This is a genomic window from Variovorax sp. CCNWLW235 (assembly GCF_037204085.1).
GTDB lineage: Bacteria > Pseudomonadota > Gammaproteobacteria > Burkholderiales > Burkholderiaceae_C > Variovorax.
In genome coordinates this window covers 1-16,724 of sequence record NZ_JBBCBW010000015.1, presented here as the reverse complement: position 1 = coordinate 16,724, position 16,724 = coordinate 1, and the positions used below count along the sequence as shown (strand labels likewise).

Here is a 16,724-nt window from a genome sequence, read left to right as displayed (position 1 = left end):
CCCGCTTGCGGGAGAGGGCTGGGGTGAGGGCTTCTGAAGGTGGAAGGAGCGTGCGTGTGGCCAGGCTGTCGACCCTCACCCCAACCCTCTCCCGCAAGCGGGAGAGGGGGAGAGTCAAAAGACAGGACGTTCATGCGTCGTCTTCCCGGTCTTGCGCGGCAGCAGCGGCCGCATGGTCCGCCCCACCATGCACCGCCAACTCCGCGCGCACCAGCTGAAAGATCTCGCGATAAGCCTTGCCCTGGCGCGGCGCTTCGCCGGGCGGGCCTGCCTTCAGGTCCTTGCGGGCCTGGCGCACCAATGCGCGCAGCTGCTGCGAATCGGTGCCGGGATGGGTTTCGATCCAGCCACCGAGCGCGTCGTCGTCGGCAATCAGCCGGTCGCGCCAGCGCTCGGCCTCGTGCAGCGCCGCGGCCTCGGCTGCCGGCACGGTGTTCTGCTCGGCCAGGGCCTGCTTCACGGCCTCCAGCACCTCGGGTTCGAGCTTGCGCATCAGCTTGCCGATGAACTGCATCTGGCGGCGCTTGCCTTCGAAATTGGTGATGCGCTTGGCCTCGGCCACGGCGTCGATCAGCTTTTCGTCCAGCGGCAGCGCGTCGAACAGGCCGGCGCGCAGGCCGAGCAGTTCGGTGCCGAGCTTTTGCAGTTCGTCGCTTTCGCGCTTCAGGTCGGTACGGCTGGCTTCGTCGGTGCCCTTGAGCTCGCGTTTGAGCTCCAGGTCGAGCTCGCTGCCTTCGGCAACGAACTGGCCACGGACGAAATAGCCTTTTTTGGGTTTGCGGGACATGGGGTGGATTCTGGGCCGCCCCGTGCAGCGTTGCAACGCGTGCAATGCAGAGGGGCAAGCCGGGGAAAACGGAAAATAGGAGGCGCAAGTATCATAGCCACCACATGACGACATCTTCCTCGCGCGCCGATTCCGGCTTCGCCTACAGCCGCTCCTTCTTCGAAAACCTGGTCGACACGGCCCTGGCCCACGCCAAAAAGCTCGGTGCCACCGATGCCGGCGCCGAGGCCTCCGAGGGCTGCGGCCTCAGTGTCTCGGTCCGCAAGGGCGAGCTCGAAAACGTCGAGCGCAACCGCGACAAGTCGCTGGGCATCACGGTGTACGTGGGCCACCGCCGCGGCAACGCCAGCACCTCCGACTTTTCCGAGGCGGCCATTGCCCAGACCGTGCAGGCGGCCTACGACATTGCCCGCTTCACGGCCGAAGACCCGGTCAGCGGCCTTCCCGACGAGGAAGACATTGCCAAGGAGCACCCCGAACTCGACCTGTTCCACCCCTGGGACGTGACGAGCGAGCAGGCTGCCAAGCTGGCGTTGGAATGCGAAGCCGCGGCGCTTTCGACCGACAAGCGCATCACCAACAGCGAAGGCGCGGGCGTTTCGGCTCAGCAGAGCCACTTTTTCAGCGCCCACACGCACGGTTTTCGCGGCGGCTACGCCAGTTCGCGGCATTCGATTTCGGTTGCGCCCATCGCCGGCAAGGGCGACGACATGCAGCGCGACTCCTGGTACAGCTCCATGCGCTCGGCCGACGAACTGGCCAGCCCGCAAGCCGTGGGCCGCTACGCCGCAGAGCGGGCGCTGAGCCGGCTCAAGTCGCGCAAGATCAAGACGACCGAATGCCCGGTGCTTTTCGAGTCCCCGCTGGCTGTGGGCCTTTTGGGCGGGCTGGTGCAGGCCGTGAGCGGCGGGGCGCTGTACCGCAAGAGCACCTTCCTGCTCGATTCGCTCGGCAAGCCGGTGCTGCCCAAGCACGTCGACGTGGCCGAAGACCCGCACATTCCGCGCGGCAAGGGCAGCTCGCCGTTCGACGACGAAGGCGTGATTACCCGTGCGCGCAAGGTGGTGGATGCCGGCCGGCTCGAAGGCTACTTCCTGTCGACATATTCGGCCCGGAAGCTCGGCATGAAGACCACCGGCAACGCGGGCGGCTCGCACAACCTGACGCTGAGCTCGCGCCTCACCAAGGCCGGAGACGACCTCGACGCCATGCTCGCCAAGCTCGGCACGGGCCTCTTCGTGATCGAGCTGATGGGGCAGGGCGTGAACTACGTGACCGGCGACTATTCGCGCGGCGCGAGCGGCTTCTGGGTCGAGAAGGGGCGCATCGCCTTTCCGGTGCAGGAGATCACCATTGCCGGCAACCTGAAAGACATGCTGATGGGCATCGAGGCCATCGGCGCTGATGCCTACACGTTCGGCGCCAAGACCACGGGCTCGGTCCTGATCAACCGCATGAAGGTGGCCGGCAGCTGAGGCCGACGGCCGCCTTCCTCGCTCAGACGATACGAACCGAAAGGTTCGGCAGCCCGTCGATGTGGATCTCGATCACGTCGCCGCGCACCACCGGGCCCACGTTTTCCGGCGTGCCCGAATAGATGATGTCGCCGGGCATCAATTCGAAAGCCTGCGACAGGCGGCTGATCTGCTCGGCCACCGACCAGATCATGTGCTTGAGCGTGGCGTTCTGCTTGGTCTGGCCGTTCACCTTGAGCCAGATCGACCCATCGGTGTAGTGCCCGACCTTGGCCACCGGATGAATCGGGCCGATGGGCGCCGAATGGTCGAAACTCTTGCCGATTTCCCAGGGCTTCTTCTGGTCGCCCATTTCGCGCTGCAGGTCGCGGCGGGTCATGTCCAGGCCGAGCGAATACCCGTAGACCAGGCCCAGCGCATCCGCGGGCGCGACGTTGCGGCCGCCCTTGGCAAGGGCGACGACCAGCTCCACCTCGTAGTGGTAGTTCTTGGTGAGCGTCGGGTACGGATGGTCGGCCACGGTGCCAGGCATCACGACCTGGATCGCATCCGCCGGCTTCTGGAAGAAGAACGGCGGCTCGCGGGTCGGGTCGGAGCCCATTTCGCGCGCGTGCGCCGCATAGTTGCGGCCGATGCAGTAGATGCGCCGCACCGGAAACGTCTGCTCGCTGCCGACGATCGGAACCGTGGTCTGCGCGACGGTGAAGGGTGTTTGCGGCGCGCGCGATGCGCCGGCCGGCAGGGCGCAACCGGCAACTGCGCCGGCCGCCATGGCGGCAGAGCCGGCCAGCAGGCCGCGTCGTGAACTGGACATGATCTTTGTCTCCTGGATCTTTTGGTGAGCGATGAAAGCCGGTCGAGGCCGGCCGGCTCATTCTGGAGCGCGCTGCCGCGGCGCTACCGCACGCATCTACGCAAAAACAGGACGCAAGCAACACCGCCGCCGCTCGGCAGCCCCGGGGCGAAGGCTTACCATCGCGCCATGTCGGCCCCTCAATCCAGCCTTCGCCTCTACGGCATGCAGGAGCGCGCGAACCACCTCGACTTCGACATTCGCTTCGAAGGCGCGCGGGACGTGCTGGCACGGCCGCACCGGCACGAGTATTTCCAGATCCAGGTCAGCATTCATGGCGGCTCGCAGCAGGTGGTGGGCGGCGCGGTGCGCCCGTTTACTGCCGGGCACTTGAGCTTTGTGCTGCCTTACCGCGTGCACGTGGTGCCGCATCCGCCGGGTGCGCGCTATGCCATCGTGAATTTCGACCAGGGCTTTCTCTGGCCCGAGCTGCCGGTCGAGGCGCTCGATCTTGAAGAGGTGCCCGTGTCGCGCCAGCCCGAGCTCGCGCCCTTCCTGTTCCAGGAGTACGTGGACTTTCATTTCGGCGACGCCGATTTCGCGCGCATCCTCGGGTGGCTCGAAGAGCTTGACGCGCTGAACCGCGAGCGGCGCTTCGGCAGCGTGGGCGCGATCCGCGGCATTCTGCTGCAGCTGATGGGACTGGCCTGCGACCGGCACGAGGCGCAGCTGCTGGCGCAGGCCGCGCTGCAGAGCGGCCGCAGCTCGAGCCGCGATGCGCTCCAGCGCGTGATGCGCTACGTGCGCGAGCACCTGGGCGAGGAGACGTCGCTCAACGATGCCGCGGCGGCGGCCATGCTGTCGCCCAACTATCTCGCGCATCTGCTCAAGAAGCAGACCCATCGCACCTTTACCGAACTCGTCACCGAACGCCGCCTGGAGCGCGCGAAGGAACTGCTGCTCACCTCGAACGCCCGCATCGCGGACATCGCGCGGCAGTGCGGCTTTGGCGACGCCGTGTACTTCAGCCGCCGCTTCAGGTTGCACAACGGCGTCACGCCGAGGCAGTTCCGCAGCCAGGCCGATGCCGGGCTGGCCAAGGCGGCAGGGCCGATGGCCACGCAGGAGCTTTCCAGCCGCTAGGGCCGCGCGCTGCGAAGCGCTTCGGTCATTGCATCCACGGTGGTCGCGTTGGCCGCGTCCTGCAGCCGCACCACGCCCACGGGCGGCAGGTTCCACTGCAGGCGCTGGGGCATCACGCGGGCGCCACTCGCATCGGCCACCTCCTGCGCAATGTCGTCGGGCAGGATGGTGATCGCGTCGGGCATGTGCCGCAGCACCGATGCCAGCGTCTTGTGCGCGTAGGCCTCCAGCAGGGGCACCGGCACCGGTTGCCCGGCCGAGGCGAAGATCGAATGGATCATCTGGCGGATCGGCGTGTCCGCCGGAGGGAAGATCCAGTGCAGGGATACGAAGGCCTCCCAGTCCAGTCCGCGCCGCAACAGCCGTTGGGCGGCTGTGCGCGACACCACGAGGCGCGGCTCCTGCTTGTAGAGAAACTGCTGTGCCAGCCCGGCTTCGGCGCTGGCCGGCGTGAAGCGGCAGATCGCGCAGTCCAGCGTGCGTGCCTGCACGGCCTGCACGAGCGCATGGGTGGTGGCCTCTTCGACCACGAAGCCCAGGCGCGGCCGCACCGCGAGCAGATGCTGCCAGAGGGCGTCCTGGGTGACGCGCGAAAGAAAGGGAATGACGCCGATGCGCAGCCGCCCCTGCAGCCCCGTGCCGAGCGCCGCCAGGTCCTGGCCCAGCGATTGCGCATCGGCCAGCGCAACCCGCGCCCGTGCCAGCACCAGCAGGCCCGCGGCCGTGGGCTCCAGCCCACGCCGGCCGCGGGTGAACAGCGGCGTCATGAAGATGTTCTCGATCTCGCCCAGCGCGCGGGTAACGGTGGGCTGGCTCAGGCCGAGATGCTGCGCCGCGCGGCTGACCGAGCGCTGGCGCTCGAGCTCCGCGAGAAGGGCGAAGTGGCGCAGCTTGAGCCGCGGCGTGAGGTGTTGCAGTGTCGGCGCCGGCATGCCGCCATCCTATGCGAGGGGTATAGCAGTTGATGCATGCATTCATCAGAAAATATGCAGAAGCAGCTATTCGTTATTTCTACACTCGGCCGGATGTTCACGACCCGTCCTGAAATCGTCGGCACCTTCGGCGTCGCCTCCTCGACCCACTGGCTGGCCTCGCAAACCGCGATGGGCGTGCTCGAGCGCGGCGGCAACGCCTTCGACGCCGCCGTGGCCGCAGGCTTCGTGCTGCAGGTGGTGGAGCCGCATCTCAACGGCCCCGGCGGCGAGGCGCCGATCCTGCTGTGGAGCGAACGCGAGCGCCGCATGCATGCCGTCCGCGGACAGGGCTGCGCGCCGGCCGAGGCCAGCGCCGCGGCGTTCCGCGCCCTCGGCTTCGAACAGGTGCCGGGCATTGGCCTCCTGGCGGCCACGGTGCCCGGTGCGTTCTCCGCCTGGCTCACCATGCTGCGTGAGCACGGCACCTGGCCGCTCGCCGACGTGCTGGCACCGGCGATCGGCTATGCGCGCGACGGCTTTCCGCTGGTGCCGCGCGTTGCCGAGGCAATTCTTGCCGTGCGCGGCCTGTTCCTCGAACACTGGCATTCGTCGGCCGAGGTGTGGCTGCCCGGCGGCAAGCTGCCCCAGCCGGGTTCGCTGTTCCGGCTGCCGGCGCTGGCCGCCACCTACAGCCGCATCGTCGAGACCGCCGAGCGCGAAGGCAGCGGCCGCACCGGCGTGATCGATGCGGCAATCCGCACCTGGCAGCAGGGGTTCGTGGCGCGCGAGATCGACAGCTACTGCCGCGGCACAGCCGTGCGCGACAGCAGCGGCGAGGCGCATGCCGGCCTGCTGCGCTTCGACGACATGGCCGCATGGCGCGTTGCCACCGAGGCGCCGCTCACGGCGCAGTTCGGCCGCTACACGGTCGCGAAGTGCGGCTTCTGGAGCCAAGGGCCGGCCTTCCTGCAGCAGATCGGCATGCTGCGCCATGCGGGGCTCGAGCACCATGCGCCCGGCACGGCGGGCTTCGTGCACCGCATCACCGAAGCCGCCAAGCTGGCCTTGGCCGACCGGCTGGCGTGGTATGGCGCGGCGTCCGGCGCGCGCGCCGATGCGCAGCAGGCGCTGTTGTCGGATGCCTACCTGCGCGAACGCTGGGACATGGTCGATCCAGCGCGCGCGTCCGACGTGCTGCGGCCCGGCGAGCCGCTCGGCCTTGCGCCGCGCCTGCCCGACCTGGACGTGAGTGCGCGAACCCTGCGCACGGCCGACACGCGCTTCGGCGTCGGCGAGCCCACCTTCGCCGCGCTGCCGCCGGTCGCCGAATGGGCCGAGCGCGAGATCTTCGTGGGCGACACCTGCCACATCGACGTGATCGACCGCCACGGCAACATGGTCGCGGCCACGCCTTCGGGCGGCTGGCTGTCCTCGAGCCCCGCGATTCCGGCGCTGGGCTTCGCGCTGAACACGCGGCTGCAGATGAGCTGGCTCGACGAGGGGCTGCCCAGCTCGCTCGAGCCGCGCGTCGCGCCCTGCACCACGCTGTCGCCGTCGATGGCGCTGCGCGACGGCGAGCCCTACATGGCGTTCGGAACGCCCGGCGGCGACCAGCAGGACCAGTGGTCGGTCGGCTTCTTCCTGCGCCACGCGGTGCACGGCCTCAACCTGCAGCAGGCCATCGATGCGCCGGCCTGGCACGTCAAGCACGCCCCCAGCTCCTTCTGGCCGCGCCAGACCACGCTCAACACGCTCACGCTGGAATCGCGCTTTGACCCCGGGGCGCTCGAACAGCTGCGCGCAATGGGCCACCAGGTGCAGGTCGGCGATGCCTGGTCCGAAAGCCGCATGTCCGCCTGCAGCCGCGAGCACGACGCACAGGGCCGGCTGGTGCTGCGCGCGGGCGCCAACCCGCGCGGCATGCAGGGCTATGCCGTGGGCCGCTGATTTCCGCCCCTTTGCTTCAACTTCCTCACCTTCGTTCCAAGGACATCACCATGCTCCAACGTGCCTTCCGGGGCCTGCTTCTGCTGGCCCTCTCATGCGCCGCGCAGGCTGCGCTGGCCGCCTACCCCGAAAAACCGATCACGCTGATCGTTCCCTGGGCCGCCGGCGGCTCGACCGACATCCTGGCGCGCGCCATTGCCGAGCAGCTCGGCAAGTCGATGGGCCAGCCGGTGGTGGTCGACAACCGCGTCGGTGCTTCCGGCAACATCGGCTCCAACTTCGTCGCCAAGGCCAGGCCCGACGGCTACACGCTCCTGATCGGCTCGATGAGCACGCACGCGATGAACCCCACGCTGATGCCCGGCATGCCTTTCAAGGGCGCGGAAGACTTCACGCCCATTGCGCTGGTGGCCAACGTGATCAACACGATGGTGGTCAACCCCTCGGTGCCGGCGAAGGACCTGCGCGAGTTCATCGCCTATGCCAAGGCTAACCCCGGCAAGCTGGCGTACGCCTCGGCCGGCGGCGGCTCCACCAACCACCTGAGCGCCGAGATGTTCAAGAAGGCGGCCGGCATCGACATGCTGCATGTGCCCTACAAGGGCGGTGCGCCGGCCGTGCTCGACACGGTGGGCAACCAGACCCAGGTCCTGTTCTCCGCAGGCACCCAGACGCTGCCGCACGTCAAGGCGGGAAAGCTGCGCCTCCTGGCCGTGACGGAGCCCAAGCGCTCCGCGCTGCTGCCCGACACGCCCACCCTCGCCGAGACGCTGCCCGGCTACGAAATGAGCGTGTGGTACGCCGCATTCGGACCCGCGGGCATGCCCGCCGAGCTGGTCGCGCGGCTCAATGCCGAAATCAACAAGGCCCTGGCGGTACCCGAAGTGCGCGCCCGCATGGACGCGATCGGCGTCGAGCTGGTGAAGAGCACGCCCGAGCAGTTGGCCGCTGCGCTTCGCAGGGACACAGAGCGCTATGGCAAGGTCATCAAGGACCTCGGGATCAAGCTTGACTGAGGTGCTGTCCGTCGAAGTGTGCGAACGGCTCTGCGACGCGCTGCCGCGGGCCGCGACGGTCGATGCCGCGATGGGGCACATCGAGTCGGCGCGCCGGGCGCTGCTCGGTCCGGGGCTGCTCACGGTCAACCTGAACGCGACGGCCCCGGACGATCCGCCGGGCGAAGTGCAGCTGCAGCGCCTCTGGTCCTCCGACCCGCAGGCCTACCCGGTGGCCGGCCGCAAGCGCAAGACGCTCACGCCTTGGACGCAGCAACTGCTGCTGCGTGCCGAGGTCTTCGTCGGCGAAGGCGAGACGGCGCTGGCCGAGGTGTTCGACGACCACGCGCTCATTGCCGCGCTGGGCCTGCGCGCGGTGGTGAACGTGCCGCTGCTGGAAGACGGCCGATGTGTGGCCACCTTCAACGTGCTGGGCACGCGCGCGCGCTGGACGCAGCAGGAGATTGCGCTGGTGCGGCTGCTGGCCCTGCTGGCTACGCCGTGCGTGTTGCGCGCGCGCCGCGACGCCTGGGCATCGCAGCAAGGCCGTGGGCCTTCCTCCTCCGTGGCGTAATTCAACGAAGTTGCGCTCGATCAGGCAGAGAGGCATGGCCGTTCCTTAGTCGCGATGGTGTGTCGCCGTGGTACGGCAGGCAGCAAAAATCTAAGATGTCCTTCATGGACAAATATCTCGCCCCCCCGGCGCGCCCGCGGATCTACCTTGCCGGCCCGGACGTCTTCCGCCCCGATGCCAGAGACCACTTCGTGCGGCTCGCAGCGGCGTGCGACGCACTGGGCCTTTCGGCCTTGCTGCCAGCCGACGGCAACGAGGAGCAGAGTGCCGAAGCGCCGGAGACGCGAATCTACGAGGCCAACATGCAGCGCCTTCGTGGTGCCGACGGCGTAGTGGCCAATCTCGCGTGCTTTCGCGGCCTGGAGCCGGATTCAGGCACGGTGTTCGAAGTTGGCGCCGCAGTGGCGCTGCGGATTCCCGTCGTGGCCTACGGCGTACCTGCGGGCAGCTATGCGGACCGCGCCCGTTCTGCGTTGCAGTGCGCACCCGATGCCGCCGGCGTGCTGCGCGAGACCGGCAGCGGCATTGCGGTGGAAGATTTCGGCCAGCCTTTGAACCTGATGCTGGCCTGTTCGGTCCACATTGCTCCCACACCCGAAGCGGCACTGCAGAAGATGGCAGAGCTGCTCGCACTTCGGCCGCGCTGAGCCGCCGCCGTCTTCGCATTCAGGTTACCTACTTCGCCGCCGCCTTCTCGGGCGGCGCCAGCAGGTGTTCGAGCATTCGCCGCGCATTGAGCGGCAGGTCTTCCGACGAGCGTACGCAAGCCATGAGCGTGCGCTCGGCCCACGCATCGCTCAGGCCGGCGCGCGCGATCTTCATCGAGCGGGCGCAGCGCACGGCGGCTGTCTGCGGCACGATGCCCACGCCAATGCCGTGCTCGACCATGCCGCACACCGCCTCGAAATTGCGCACGCGCACGCGGTAGGCCAACTGCTTGCCCATGGCGCGGGCATGCTGCGTTACCAGCCGCTGCAGCGCGCTGTCCTCGGTCAGGCCGACGAATTCGCTGTCGGCCACTTCGGCCAGGTGCACGCGGCGCCGTCCGGCCAGCGCATGCCCGCGCGGCATCACGAGCACGAGGTCGTCGCGGCGGAAGGGGTGGCACTCGAGGCCTTCGGTGCCGACCGCGTCCGAAACGATGCCGATGTCGCACAGGCCAGCGCGCAGCGCCTCGACGGAGTCGGGGCTCGGCCGCTCTTCCAGGTCGACCGAGATGCGCGGGTGCTGCGCGAGAAAGCGGCTCAGCACTTCGGGCAGGTGCTCGTTCAGCGCCGAGGTGCCGCACATGAACCGCACGTGGCCCTTGAGGCCCTGGCCGTATTCGCCAAGCTCGCCGCGCATGCGCTCCATCTGTTGCAGCACGACGCGGGCATGGTGCAGCAGCGTGCGGCCCGCCTCGGTGGGGCGCACGCCCTGCGCGTGCCGTGTGAGCAGCGGGCTGCCGAGCGCGTCTTCCATGCCGCGCACGCGCTGGCTCGCCGAAGCGAGCGTCATGTGCGAACGCTGTGCGCCGGCGGTGAGGCTGCCGGCCTCCACAACGTGAAGAAACAGCCGAAGGTCTGTGAGGTCGAATCGCATGGTGAGCCCGCAAGGTAGCACGGGAGCCTCAGTCTGTGCCTGAGGCCGGCTGCGCCAAAGCCGCATTTGCAGGCGCGGGCCCGGCCGGCAGACTGGGCATCGATGGAAATATCGAACCAACTGGCTGGCCACTGGCTTGCCGCCGCCGCTGTGTTTCTGCTGGCCGGCACGGTCAAGGGGGTGATCGGGCTTGGCCTGCCGACGGTGGCAATGGCGCTGCTCGCGCTCTGGATGCCGCCGGCCCAGGCCGCCGCCTTGCTGATCGTGCCGTCGCTGGTTACCAATATTTGGCAGACCGGGCCGCGCGCGACTTTCAAGCCGGTGCTGCGCCGCATCGGCGGCATGCAGGCCGGCATCGTGGCGGGCACGCTGGGCGGCGCGCTGTGGCTTGGCGTGCCCGGGGGCGCATGGGCGTCGGTCGCGCTCGGGGTGGCGCTGGTGGCCTATGCGCTGTGGGGGCTCACGGGCCGGCAACTGCATGTGCCGCCGGGGCGTGAGCGCTGGCTCGGCCCTGTCGTGGGCGCGGCAACAGGCTTGGTCACCGCGGTGACCGGCGTGTTCGCGATGCCGGCCGTGCCTTATATGCAGGCCTTGGGGTTCCAGCGCGATGCGCTCATCCAGGCGATGGGTATTTCATTCACCACGTCGACCGTGGTGCTCGCCATCGGGCTCATGGGCAACGGGGAGTATCCGGTGTCGGCGCTCGGCGGGTCCATTGCGATGCTGCTGCCCGCCATTGCCGGCATGGCGCTGGGCACGTGGCTGCGCAAGCGGCTGCCGGTGGAGGTGTTCCGGCGCTGCTTTCTGGCCGGGCTGGCGCTGCTGGGGCTCTATATGGTGGCGCGCGCGCTGGGGTGAAGCTATTGCCGCCGCTGCGGTGAAGCTATTGCCGCCGCTGCGGCAGCGGAACCTCAGGCTGCGAGCAGGGCTTCGCGAACGCGCTCGATGGCTTGCCGGTAAGGCAGGGTGAAGTTCTCGACCTCGTCGCCCTGCGCCAGCCAGCTGAACGAGAACACCAGGCCGTCTTCCTCGGGGCTGCCCATGGCCACGTGGTCGAAGGTTTCGGGCAGCGGCGCTTCGGCGCGCATCAGGAACAGGTGCCACAGCTGCGGATGGCGCAGCGTGTTGCCCTCGGTGCCGGCCTCGCAGTCGCGGTGCAGCGTGCCGAGCGATTGCAGCTCGCCGACGTGGTCGATGCCCGATTCCTCGAGCAGTTCGCGGCGCACCGCCACCTCGGGCGACTCGCCGGGCTCGATGGTGCCCTTGGGCAACTGCATGTTCCCGTCGCCGGGATGGCGAAACACCAGCAGCCGGCCCCGTGCGTCGACGAGGCAGGCGCAGGCTTTCAGGACGGTGGTGGCGCAGCCGCCGTCGCTCATCAGGCGCCTGCGAGGGCGGCCTTGACCGCCGCGCTCACCTGGCCCATGTCGGCCTTGCCGGCAAGGCGGGTCTTGACCGCGCCCATCACCTTGCCCATGTCTCCGGGGCCCTTGGCGCCCAGTTCGGCCACGATGGCCTTCACTTCGGTGGCCACTTCGTCGGCGCTCATGCGCTGCGGCAGGTAGACCTCGAGCACCTTGATCTCGGCCGACTCCTTGTCGGCCAGGTCGGCGCGGCCGCCGGTGGTGAAGGCGGCGATCGAGTCCTTGCGCTGCTTGACCATCTTGTCGACGATGGCAACGATCATGGCGTCGTCGAGTTCCACGCGCTCGTCCACTTCCTTCTGCTTCAGGGCGGCCATCAAAAGGCGGATGGTGCCAAGGCGCTCCGAGTCCTTGGCGCGCATCGCGGTCTTCATGTCTTCGGTGATCTGTTCCTTGAGGCTCATGCTCGGGGCTCCTGGTTCGGAAAAAACAAAAGCCGCGGCAGGTTTCCCTGGCGCGGCTGAGGCAGCAATCGGGTCGCTGGGCCGACTTGCGTCAAAGGCCGGCGACCCTGTTGCCAACGGGCATCAGTACAGCTTCTTGGGGAGCTGCATGCTGCGCACGCGCTTGTAGTGGCGCTTGACGGCAGCTGCCTTCTTCCGCTTGCGCTCGGCGGTCGGCTTTTCGTAGAACTCGCGGGCACGCAGGTCGGTCAGCAGGCCGAGCTTTTCGATGGTGCGCTTGAAGCGGCGCAGGGCGACGTCGAAAGGCTCGTTTTCTTTAACGCGGATGGTGGTCATTGATGAATCGTTGAACTGAATTTGGCTCGGGGAGATCGAGGCCCCAAGCCGGGGTTCCTCAACTGAAAGTTTTTGCGGCCGTTGAGGGAAGGCCAAAGTTAGCCCGCGATTATAGCGCGGTTGCACACGCATGTGCGCTCGCCCAGGCCCACTGAAAGTTGTATCCGCCCAACCATCCGGTCACATCGACCACTTCGCCGATGAAATAAAGGCCCGGCTGCTTCGATTCCATCGTTTGGGACGACAAATCGCGCGTGTCGACCCCGCCCGCCGTGACCTCGGCCTTCTTGTAGCCCTCGGTGCCGCTGGGGGTGATCTGCCAGCGGGCGATGCGCTCGGCCAAGGCGGCCAGGGCCTTGTCGGCGGCCTCGTTGACCGGGCGCTGCAGGGCGGGGTCTTGCCCCACCCAGGCGTCCGCCAGCCGGGATGGCACCAACGCCGCCAGTTCGTTGGCAATGCGCTTCTTCGAGCGGAGCTTGGCTTCGCCCAGGGCTTCGGCCACGTTCACGCCGGGCGCAAAGTCGAGCGTCAGCGGGGTTCCGGGCTTCCAGTAGCTCGAAATCTGCAGCACGGCCGGGCCCGAAAGGCCGCGGTGCGTGAACAGCAGGTCTTCGAGGAACGCCATCTTTTCCTTCTTGGCCCCGGTTTCGATGCGCACCGGCAGCGCCAGCCCGGCCAGTTCGGCATACGGCGCCCAGGCTTCGCCGCCGAAGGTCAGCGGCACCAGGGCCGGGCGGGGCGTGACCACGCGCAGGCCGAACTGCTCGGCCAGGCGGTAGCCGAAATCGCTGGCGCCGATCTGCGGAATCGACAGGCCGCCGGTGGCCACTACCAGCTTGGGCGTTTCGATCAGGCCCTTGCTGCTATCTATTTGGTAGCTACCCGGCCCCGGCGTGCCGTCTTCATGCGCCGAAAACGTGATCTTTCCGAGCTTGCAGGGCTGCCAGCGCGTGACGTTGCCTGCATCGCATTCGGCCAGCAGCATGTCGACGATCTGCTGCGAAGAGCCGTCGCAGAACAGCTGCCCCTTGTGCTTCTCGTGAAAGGCGATGCCGTGCTTCTGCACCAGGTCGATGAACTGTTGCGGCGCATAGCGCGAGAGCGCCGAGCGGCAGAAATTCGGGTTGTCGCCGATGAAGTGGCGCTGCGGGGCGCGCACGTCGAGGTCGCGGTTGGTGAAGTTGGCGCGGCCGCCGCCCGAGATGCGGATCTTTTCGCCGACCTTCTCGCTGTGGTCGACCAGCAGCACCTTGAGCCCGCGCTGGCCCGCCAGCCCGGCGCAGAACAGCCCGGCCGCACCGGCGCCGACCACGACGACATCGAACTGGACAGGAGTGCTCAAACCGGTAACGAGGGGAGTCAGGGGCCATCTGCCGCAAGAAGCGGCGGCGCGTTGTACTTCAGGTGCCCGACGTAGCGCAGCGGCTGCGTGGCGGCAATCGAGGGCACATCGCCTTCGCGCATGTGCAGCAGGTCGGCCGGGCTTACCCAGCGCGGGTCGGCGTCGGTAATCGGTATGCCGGCCTGGCGATAGGCCTCGAGCACGAACTGCGAGCAGAAGAACTGGTCGTCGCGGCTCGCGCCCAACTGCACCATGGCCATGCCGCTGATGCAGTAGTGGCTCACGGCCGAAGGAATCAGCGGCAGTTCGCACAGGCGCCGGTTCAGCACGAAAGGCGCGTTCAGCAGCACGCCGGTGGTGTTGTAGCGGGTGCCGACCTGCGAATTGGCCCAGGCGCGTAGCTTTTCGACCCCCGCGGCATCGAGCCCGGGCACGCGAAAGGCGACGACCATCTGTTCTTCGTCCACCACATCAGCCACCCGCCGTGCGCGCACACCGGTGCCCACGGCTTCGGCAATCAGTCCGTCGCCCAGGTACAGCACCGCATGGCTCACCGGCGAGAAGGTGCCAAGGCGAATGCCGAAGGAATTGACCGTGGCGATCGAGGTCAGCAGGATGTCACCCGGCTGCAGCGCATCGGCGGCAATGAGCTCGCCCCCGTTGCCGGGCGCAATGACCGAGCTTTGCACGCGCAGGCGCAACCCGGTGTCCTTGGAGGGCAGGTCGACTCGCGTGGCGCACGCCGTAAGCAGCAGCGCGGCGGTGGCCGCCGCCATGAGAAGGGCGGTACGCATCATCCCTTCCAGACGAATGGGAACTTCAGTTGCTTGAAGAAGCCGTTGGGCACGTAGTCGCCGAGCACGCCGTATTTCTCGGGCCATAGCTTGGTGCTCTTCACCGCGGTGCCGAAGATGTAGTCAAGAAAGGCGTAGTGCGCCGAATAGTTCTTGTCGAGCGCCTCAACGTCCTGGCTGTGGTGCCAGTGATGGAAGTTGGGCGTCACGATGATGTAGCGCAGCGGGCCGAGCCGAACGCTCACGTTGCAGTGGTTGAACACCGCCTGGAAGCCCACCACCACGATGTACGCGTCGATCACTTCCTTCGAAAAGCCGAACACGTAGATCGGCGCAAGCACCAGCGTGCGCGTGATCAGCAGCTCGAGAATGTGCTGGCGCGAGCCGGCCATCCAGTCCATGCTTTTCACGCTGTGGTGCACCGCATGCAGGCGCCAGAGCACCGGCACCTCGTGGTAGGCGCGGTGGGTCCAGTACTGCACCAGGTCGGCTACCAGAATGATCAGCAGCAGCCCGGCCCAGAACGGCAGGTTGCCCACCCAGCCGCGAATGCCGTCGTTGGCCGCCCAGCCGAAGAACTTGTGCACCATCAGGTTGGTGGCCAGCAGCACGAAGCCCACGATCATGTGGTTCACCACAAAGTGGTGAAAGTCGGTTTGCCACTCGGCGCGAAACACCGGCTGGTCCTTGCGCAGCGCGAACAGCTTCTCGATGAAGATGAAGATCAGCGACGAGCCCAGCAGGTCGAGAATGAACCAGTCGAGGCCGATGTAGGGTGTGTTGTCGGCAAAGTCGTTCACCGGCACCTTGTGCCCGCCCAGCAGTGCCGCCGCGGCCACCAGCAAAAACGCGGCCGAAGAGAGCCAGCGAGAGCGGTTGAAGATGATGTTGACCAGCGCCAGCCCGCCCGAGATGACCATGGCCGCCAGCAGAATGAAGCGCATCACGTCGACGTTGTAGCTCCGGCGCAACTCGGGCGTCGTGAGGTACTGCGGAAAGTGGAACGCCAGCACGCCGAGAAAGCACAGGATGGCCAGACTCAGCGCGATGGTTCCTGTCACCAGGCCTCGGCCGCGGCGCAGTTCGCCGTGGTTCTGAGTGAATTCGTTGAGTTTGTCGATGTCGAGCATTCCCGCCTCTCTCATTGTTTGCGCTTTTGTTGGAGCGCGATTTTAGGCGGCTGTAGGAAAACTCTCACGTCGACCGAACGGGCTAGGCGCGGCGGGGCTTCCGCATCAACGCGGCCGAACGGCACGCCGGCGCAGCAGCGCCGCCGCACCCAGCGCCAAAGCCATGACCAGCAGGGACACAACGGTGGTCACCGTCCCCAGCGCATAGATCGACGGCGTCGTGACGGTCGATGTCAGGCCCTGCAGCTCGAGCGGTAGCGTGTTGACGTCGCCGATGGCCTGGGAGGTGCGGGCAATCTCGTCCCACGACAGGGTGAAGCCGAACATGCCGATGCCGACAATGGAAGGGCCGATGAGCGGCAACACCACGTGGCGGAAAGTCTGCCACGGCGTGGCGCCAAGGTCGCGCGCGGCTTCTTCGTAGGCGGGGTTGAAGCGGTTGAACACCGCGAACATGATGAGCAGGCCGAAGGGCAGGGTCCAGGTCAGATGGGCCCCAAGCGCTGAACTGAACAGGCCGAGCGCGGTGCCGTAGCCTTCGAGCAGGGTGGTGGCGTCCATGGCCTCGAGCAGGCTCTTCACGCCGGTGTCGATAAGCCGGAACTGCAGGCCGATGCCGAGCGAAATGATGATCGACGGCATGATGAGGCTCGCCACCGTCACGAAGAAGAGGGCGTTGCTGCCGGCGAGCTTCTTGCGGAACGCGAGTCCGGCCAGCACCGAGAGCACCACGGTGAACGCCATCACCACCGCGCCCAGTGCGAGCGAGCGCCTGAACGCGGCGCCGATGTCGACGGTGCCCAGGCCCTCGGCCAGTTTGTAGAACCAGTGCAGCGAGACGCCGCGCAGCGGAAAGGTGAGGCCGCCTTCGGGGCCCTGGAAGCTCAGGATGAAGATCGTGATCATCGGACCGTAGAGGAACAGCACGAAGAGGGCGAACACGATTGCGAGGGGCCAGAAGCCTGGGCTGCGTTGTTCTCCTATGCGTTGGGTCATTTGTGTTTTTCCTTCAGGGCGTGTGCAAAGGCCACCGGGTACTCCCCTCCGCGAATGTCCCCCGGGGCTGCGCCCCTCCTCCTTTATTT

General features: G+C 67.4%; 18 protein-coding genes. 7 read left to right on the top strand and 11 right to left on the bottom strand.

From position 1 onward, the window contains the following. Positions 1 to 130 precede the first annotated feature (130 nt). Entirely contained in the window at positions 131 to 787 is a 657-nt protein-coding gene (yjgA, locus tag V9L21_RS17040) for a ribosome biogenesis factor YjgA (RefSeq protein ID WP_337313824.1), read from the bottom strand. 104 nt (positions 788 to 891) lie between these two features. Here yjgA and pmbA point away from each other — a divergent pair, with 104 nt between their 5' ends. Then, complete coding sequence (pmbA, locus tag V9L21_RS17035) at positions 892 to 2,262, top strand: metalloprotease PmbA (protein ID WP_337313821.1); 1,371 nt, start codon at positions 892 to 894, stop codon at positions 2,260 to 2,262. Between the two features lie 22 nt (positions 2,263 to 2,284). Here the strand turns inward: pmbA and V9L21_RS17030 are convergent, their stop codons facing one another. Beyond that, the gene (locus V9L21_RS17030; RefSeq protein WP_337313819.1) at positions 2,285 to 3,076 is read right to left on the bottom strand and encodes a fumarylacetoacetate hydrolase family protein; all 792 of its coding nucleotides are present in this window, start codon (positions 3,074 to 3,076) and stop codon (positions 2,285 to 2,287) included. A 204-nt stretch (positions 3,077 to 3,280) separates the two neighbouring features. On the opposite strand from V9L21_RS17030, the gene V9L21_RS17025 reads away from it, so the two are divergent. Continuing rightward, the gene (locus V9L21_RS17025) at positions 3,281 to 4,198 is read left to right on the top strand and encodes a helix-turn-helix transcriptional regulator (RefSeq protein ID WP_337314007.1); all 918 of its coding nucleotides are present in this window, start codon (positions 3,281 to 3,283) and stop codon (positions 4,196 to 4,198) included. On the opposite strand, the gene V9L21_RS17020 is transcribed toward V9L21_RS17025, so the two are convergent. Next, positions 4,195 to 5,130, bottom strand: a complete 936-nt coding sequence (locus tag V9L21_RS17020; protein ID WP_337313817.1) for a LysR family transcriptional regulator — start codon at positions 5,128 to 5,130, stop codon at positions 4,195 to 4,197. The two genes, V9L21_RS17025 and V9L21_RS17020, sit on opposite strands and share 4 nt — an antisense overlap. A 93-nt stretch (positions 5,131 to 5,223) precedes the next feature. Between V9L21_RS17020 and V9L21_RS17015 the strand changes: the two genes are divergently transcribed. The 4 genes from V9L21_RS17015 (at position 5,224) to V9L21_RS17000 (ending at position 9,275) form a co-directional block, all read left to right on the top strand. Next, positions 5,224 to 7,059 (top strand): gamma-glutamyltransferase family protein, encoded by a 1,836-nt coding sequence (locus tag V9L21_RS17015; RefSeq protein ID WP_337313815.1) that lies wholly within the window; start codon positions 5,224 to 5,226, stop codon positions 7,057 to 7,059. Between the two features lie 50 nt (positions 7,060 to 7,109). Next, a complete protein-coding gene (locus tag V9L21_RS17010; protein WP_337313813.1) occupies positions 7,110 to 8,075 on the top strand; it encodes a Bug family tripartite tricarboxylate transporter substrate binding protein in 966 nt (321 codons plus the stop codon). Between the two features lies 1 nt (position 8,076). After that, positions 8,077 to 8,628, top strand: a complete 552-nt coding sequence (locus V9L21_RS17005) for a GAF domain-containing protein (RefSeq protein ID WP_337314005.1) — start codon at positions 8,077 to 8,079, stop codon at positions 8,626 to 8,628. A gap of 104 nt (positions 8,629 to 8,732) precedes the next feature. Further along, on the top strand, positions 8,733 to 9,275 hold the full coding sequence (locus tag V9L21_RS17000; protein ID WP_337313811.1) for a nucleoside 2-deoxyribosyltransferase: 543 nt from the start codon (positions 8,733 to 8,735) through the stop codon (positions 9,273 to 9,275). A 28-nt stretch (positions 9,276 to 9,303) separates the two neighbouring features. Here the strand turns inward: V9L21_RS17000 and V9L21_RS16995 are convergent, their stop codons facing one another. Further along, a complete protein-coding gene (locus tag V9L21_RS16995; protein ID WP_337313809.1) occupies positions 9,304 to 10,209 on the bottom strand; it encodes a LysR family transcriptional regulator in 906 nt (301 codons plus the stop codon). Between the two features lie 102 nt (positions 10,210 to 10,311). On the opposite strand from V9L21_RS16995, the gene V9L21_RS16990 reads away from it, so the two are divergent. Then, positions 10,312 to 11,067, top strand: coding sequence for a sulfite exporter TauE/SafE family protein (locus tag V9L21_RS16990; protein ID WP_337313807.1), 756 nt, complete (start codon positions 10,312 to 10,314; stop codon positions 11,065 to 11,067). A 53-nt stretch (positions 11,068 to 11,120) separates the two neighbouring features. Here the strand turns inward: V9L21_RS16990 and V9L21_RS16985 are convergent, their stop codons facing one another. The 7 genes from V9L21_RS16985 to V9L21_RS16955 all read right to left on the bottom strand — a co-directional run bounded on the left by V9L21_RS16985 (position 11,121) and on the right by V9L21_RS16955 (position 16,635). Then, positions 11,121 to 11,588, bottom strand: coding sequence for an NUDIX domain-containing protein (locus V9L21_RS16985; RefSeq protein WP_337313805.1), 468 nt, complete (start codon positions 11,586 to 11,588; stop codon positions 11,121 to 11,123). Continuing rightward, entirely contained in the window at positions 11,588 to 12,037 is a 450-nt protein-coding gene (locus V9L21_RS16980; RefSeq protein WP_157614774.1) for a GatB/YqeY domain-containing protein, read from the bottom strand. The genes V9L21_RS16985 and V9L21_RS16980 overlap by 1 nt, the downstream gene beginning before the upstream one ends. A gap of 123 nt (positions 12,038 to 12,160) precedes the next feature. Continuing rightward, entirely contained in the window at positions 12,161 to 12,373 is a 213-nt protein-coding gene (gene rpsU, locus V9L21_RS16975) for a 30S ribosomal protein S21 (RefSeq protein WP_007833691.1), read from the bottom strand. 109 nt (positions 12,374 to 12,482) lie between these two features. After that, the gene (locus V9L21_RS16970) at positions 12,483 to 13,715 is read right to left on the bottom strand and encodes an NAD(P)/FAD-dependent oxidoreductase (protein ID WP_337313803.1); all 1,233 of its coding nucleotides are present in this window, start codon (positions 13,713 to 13,715) and stop codon (positions 12,483 to 12,485) included. A gap of 17 nt (positions 13,716 to 13,732) precedes the next feature. Then, complete coding sequence (locus V9L21_RS16965; protein ID WP_443305057.1) at positions 13,733 to 14,512, bottom strand: YaeF family permuted papain-like enzyme; 780 nt, start codon at positions 14,510 to 14,512, stop codon at positions 13,733 to 13,735. Further along, entirely contained in the window at positions 14,509 to 15,639 is a 1,131-nt protein-coding gene (locus V9L21_RS16960) for a sterol desaturase family protein (RefSeq protein WP_337313799.1), read from the bottom strand. The genes V9L21_RS16965 and V9L21_RS16960 overlap by 4 nt, the downstream gene beginning before the upstream one ends. Before the next feature lie 105 nt (positions 15,640 to 15,744). Next, positions 15,745 to 16,635, bottom strand: a complete 891-nt coding sequence (locus V9L21_RS16955) for an ABC transporter permease (protein ID WP_337313797.1) — start codon at positions 16,633 to 16,635, stop codon at positions 15,745 to 15,747. Between the last annotated feature and the right edge of the window lie 89 nt (positions 16,636 to 16,724).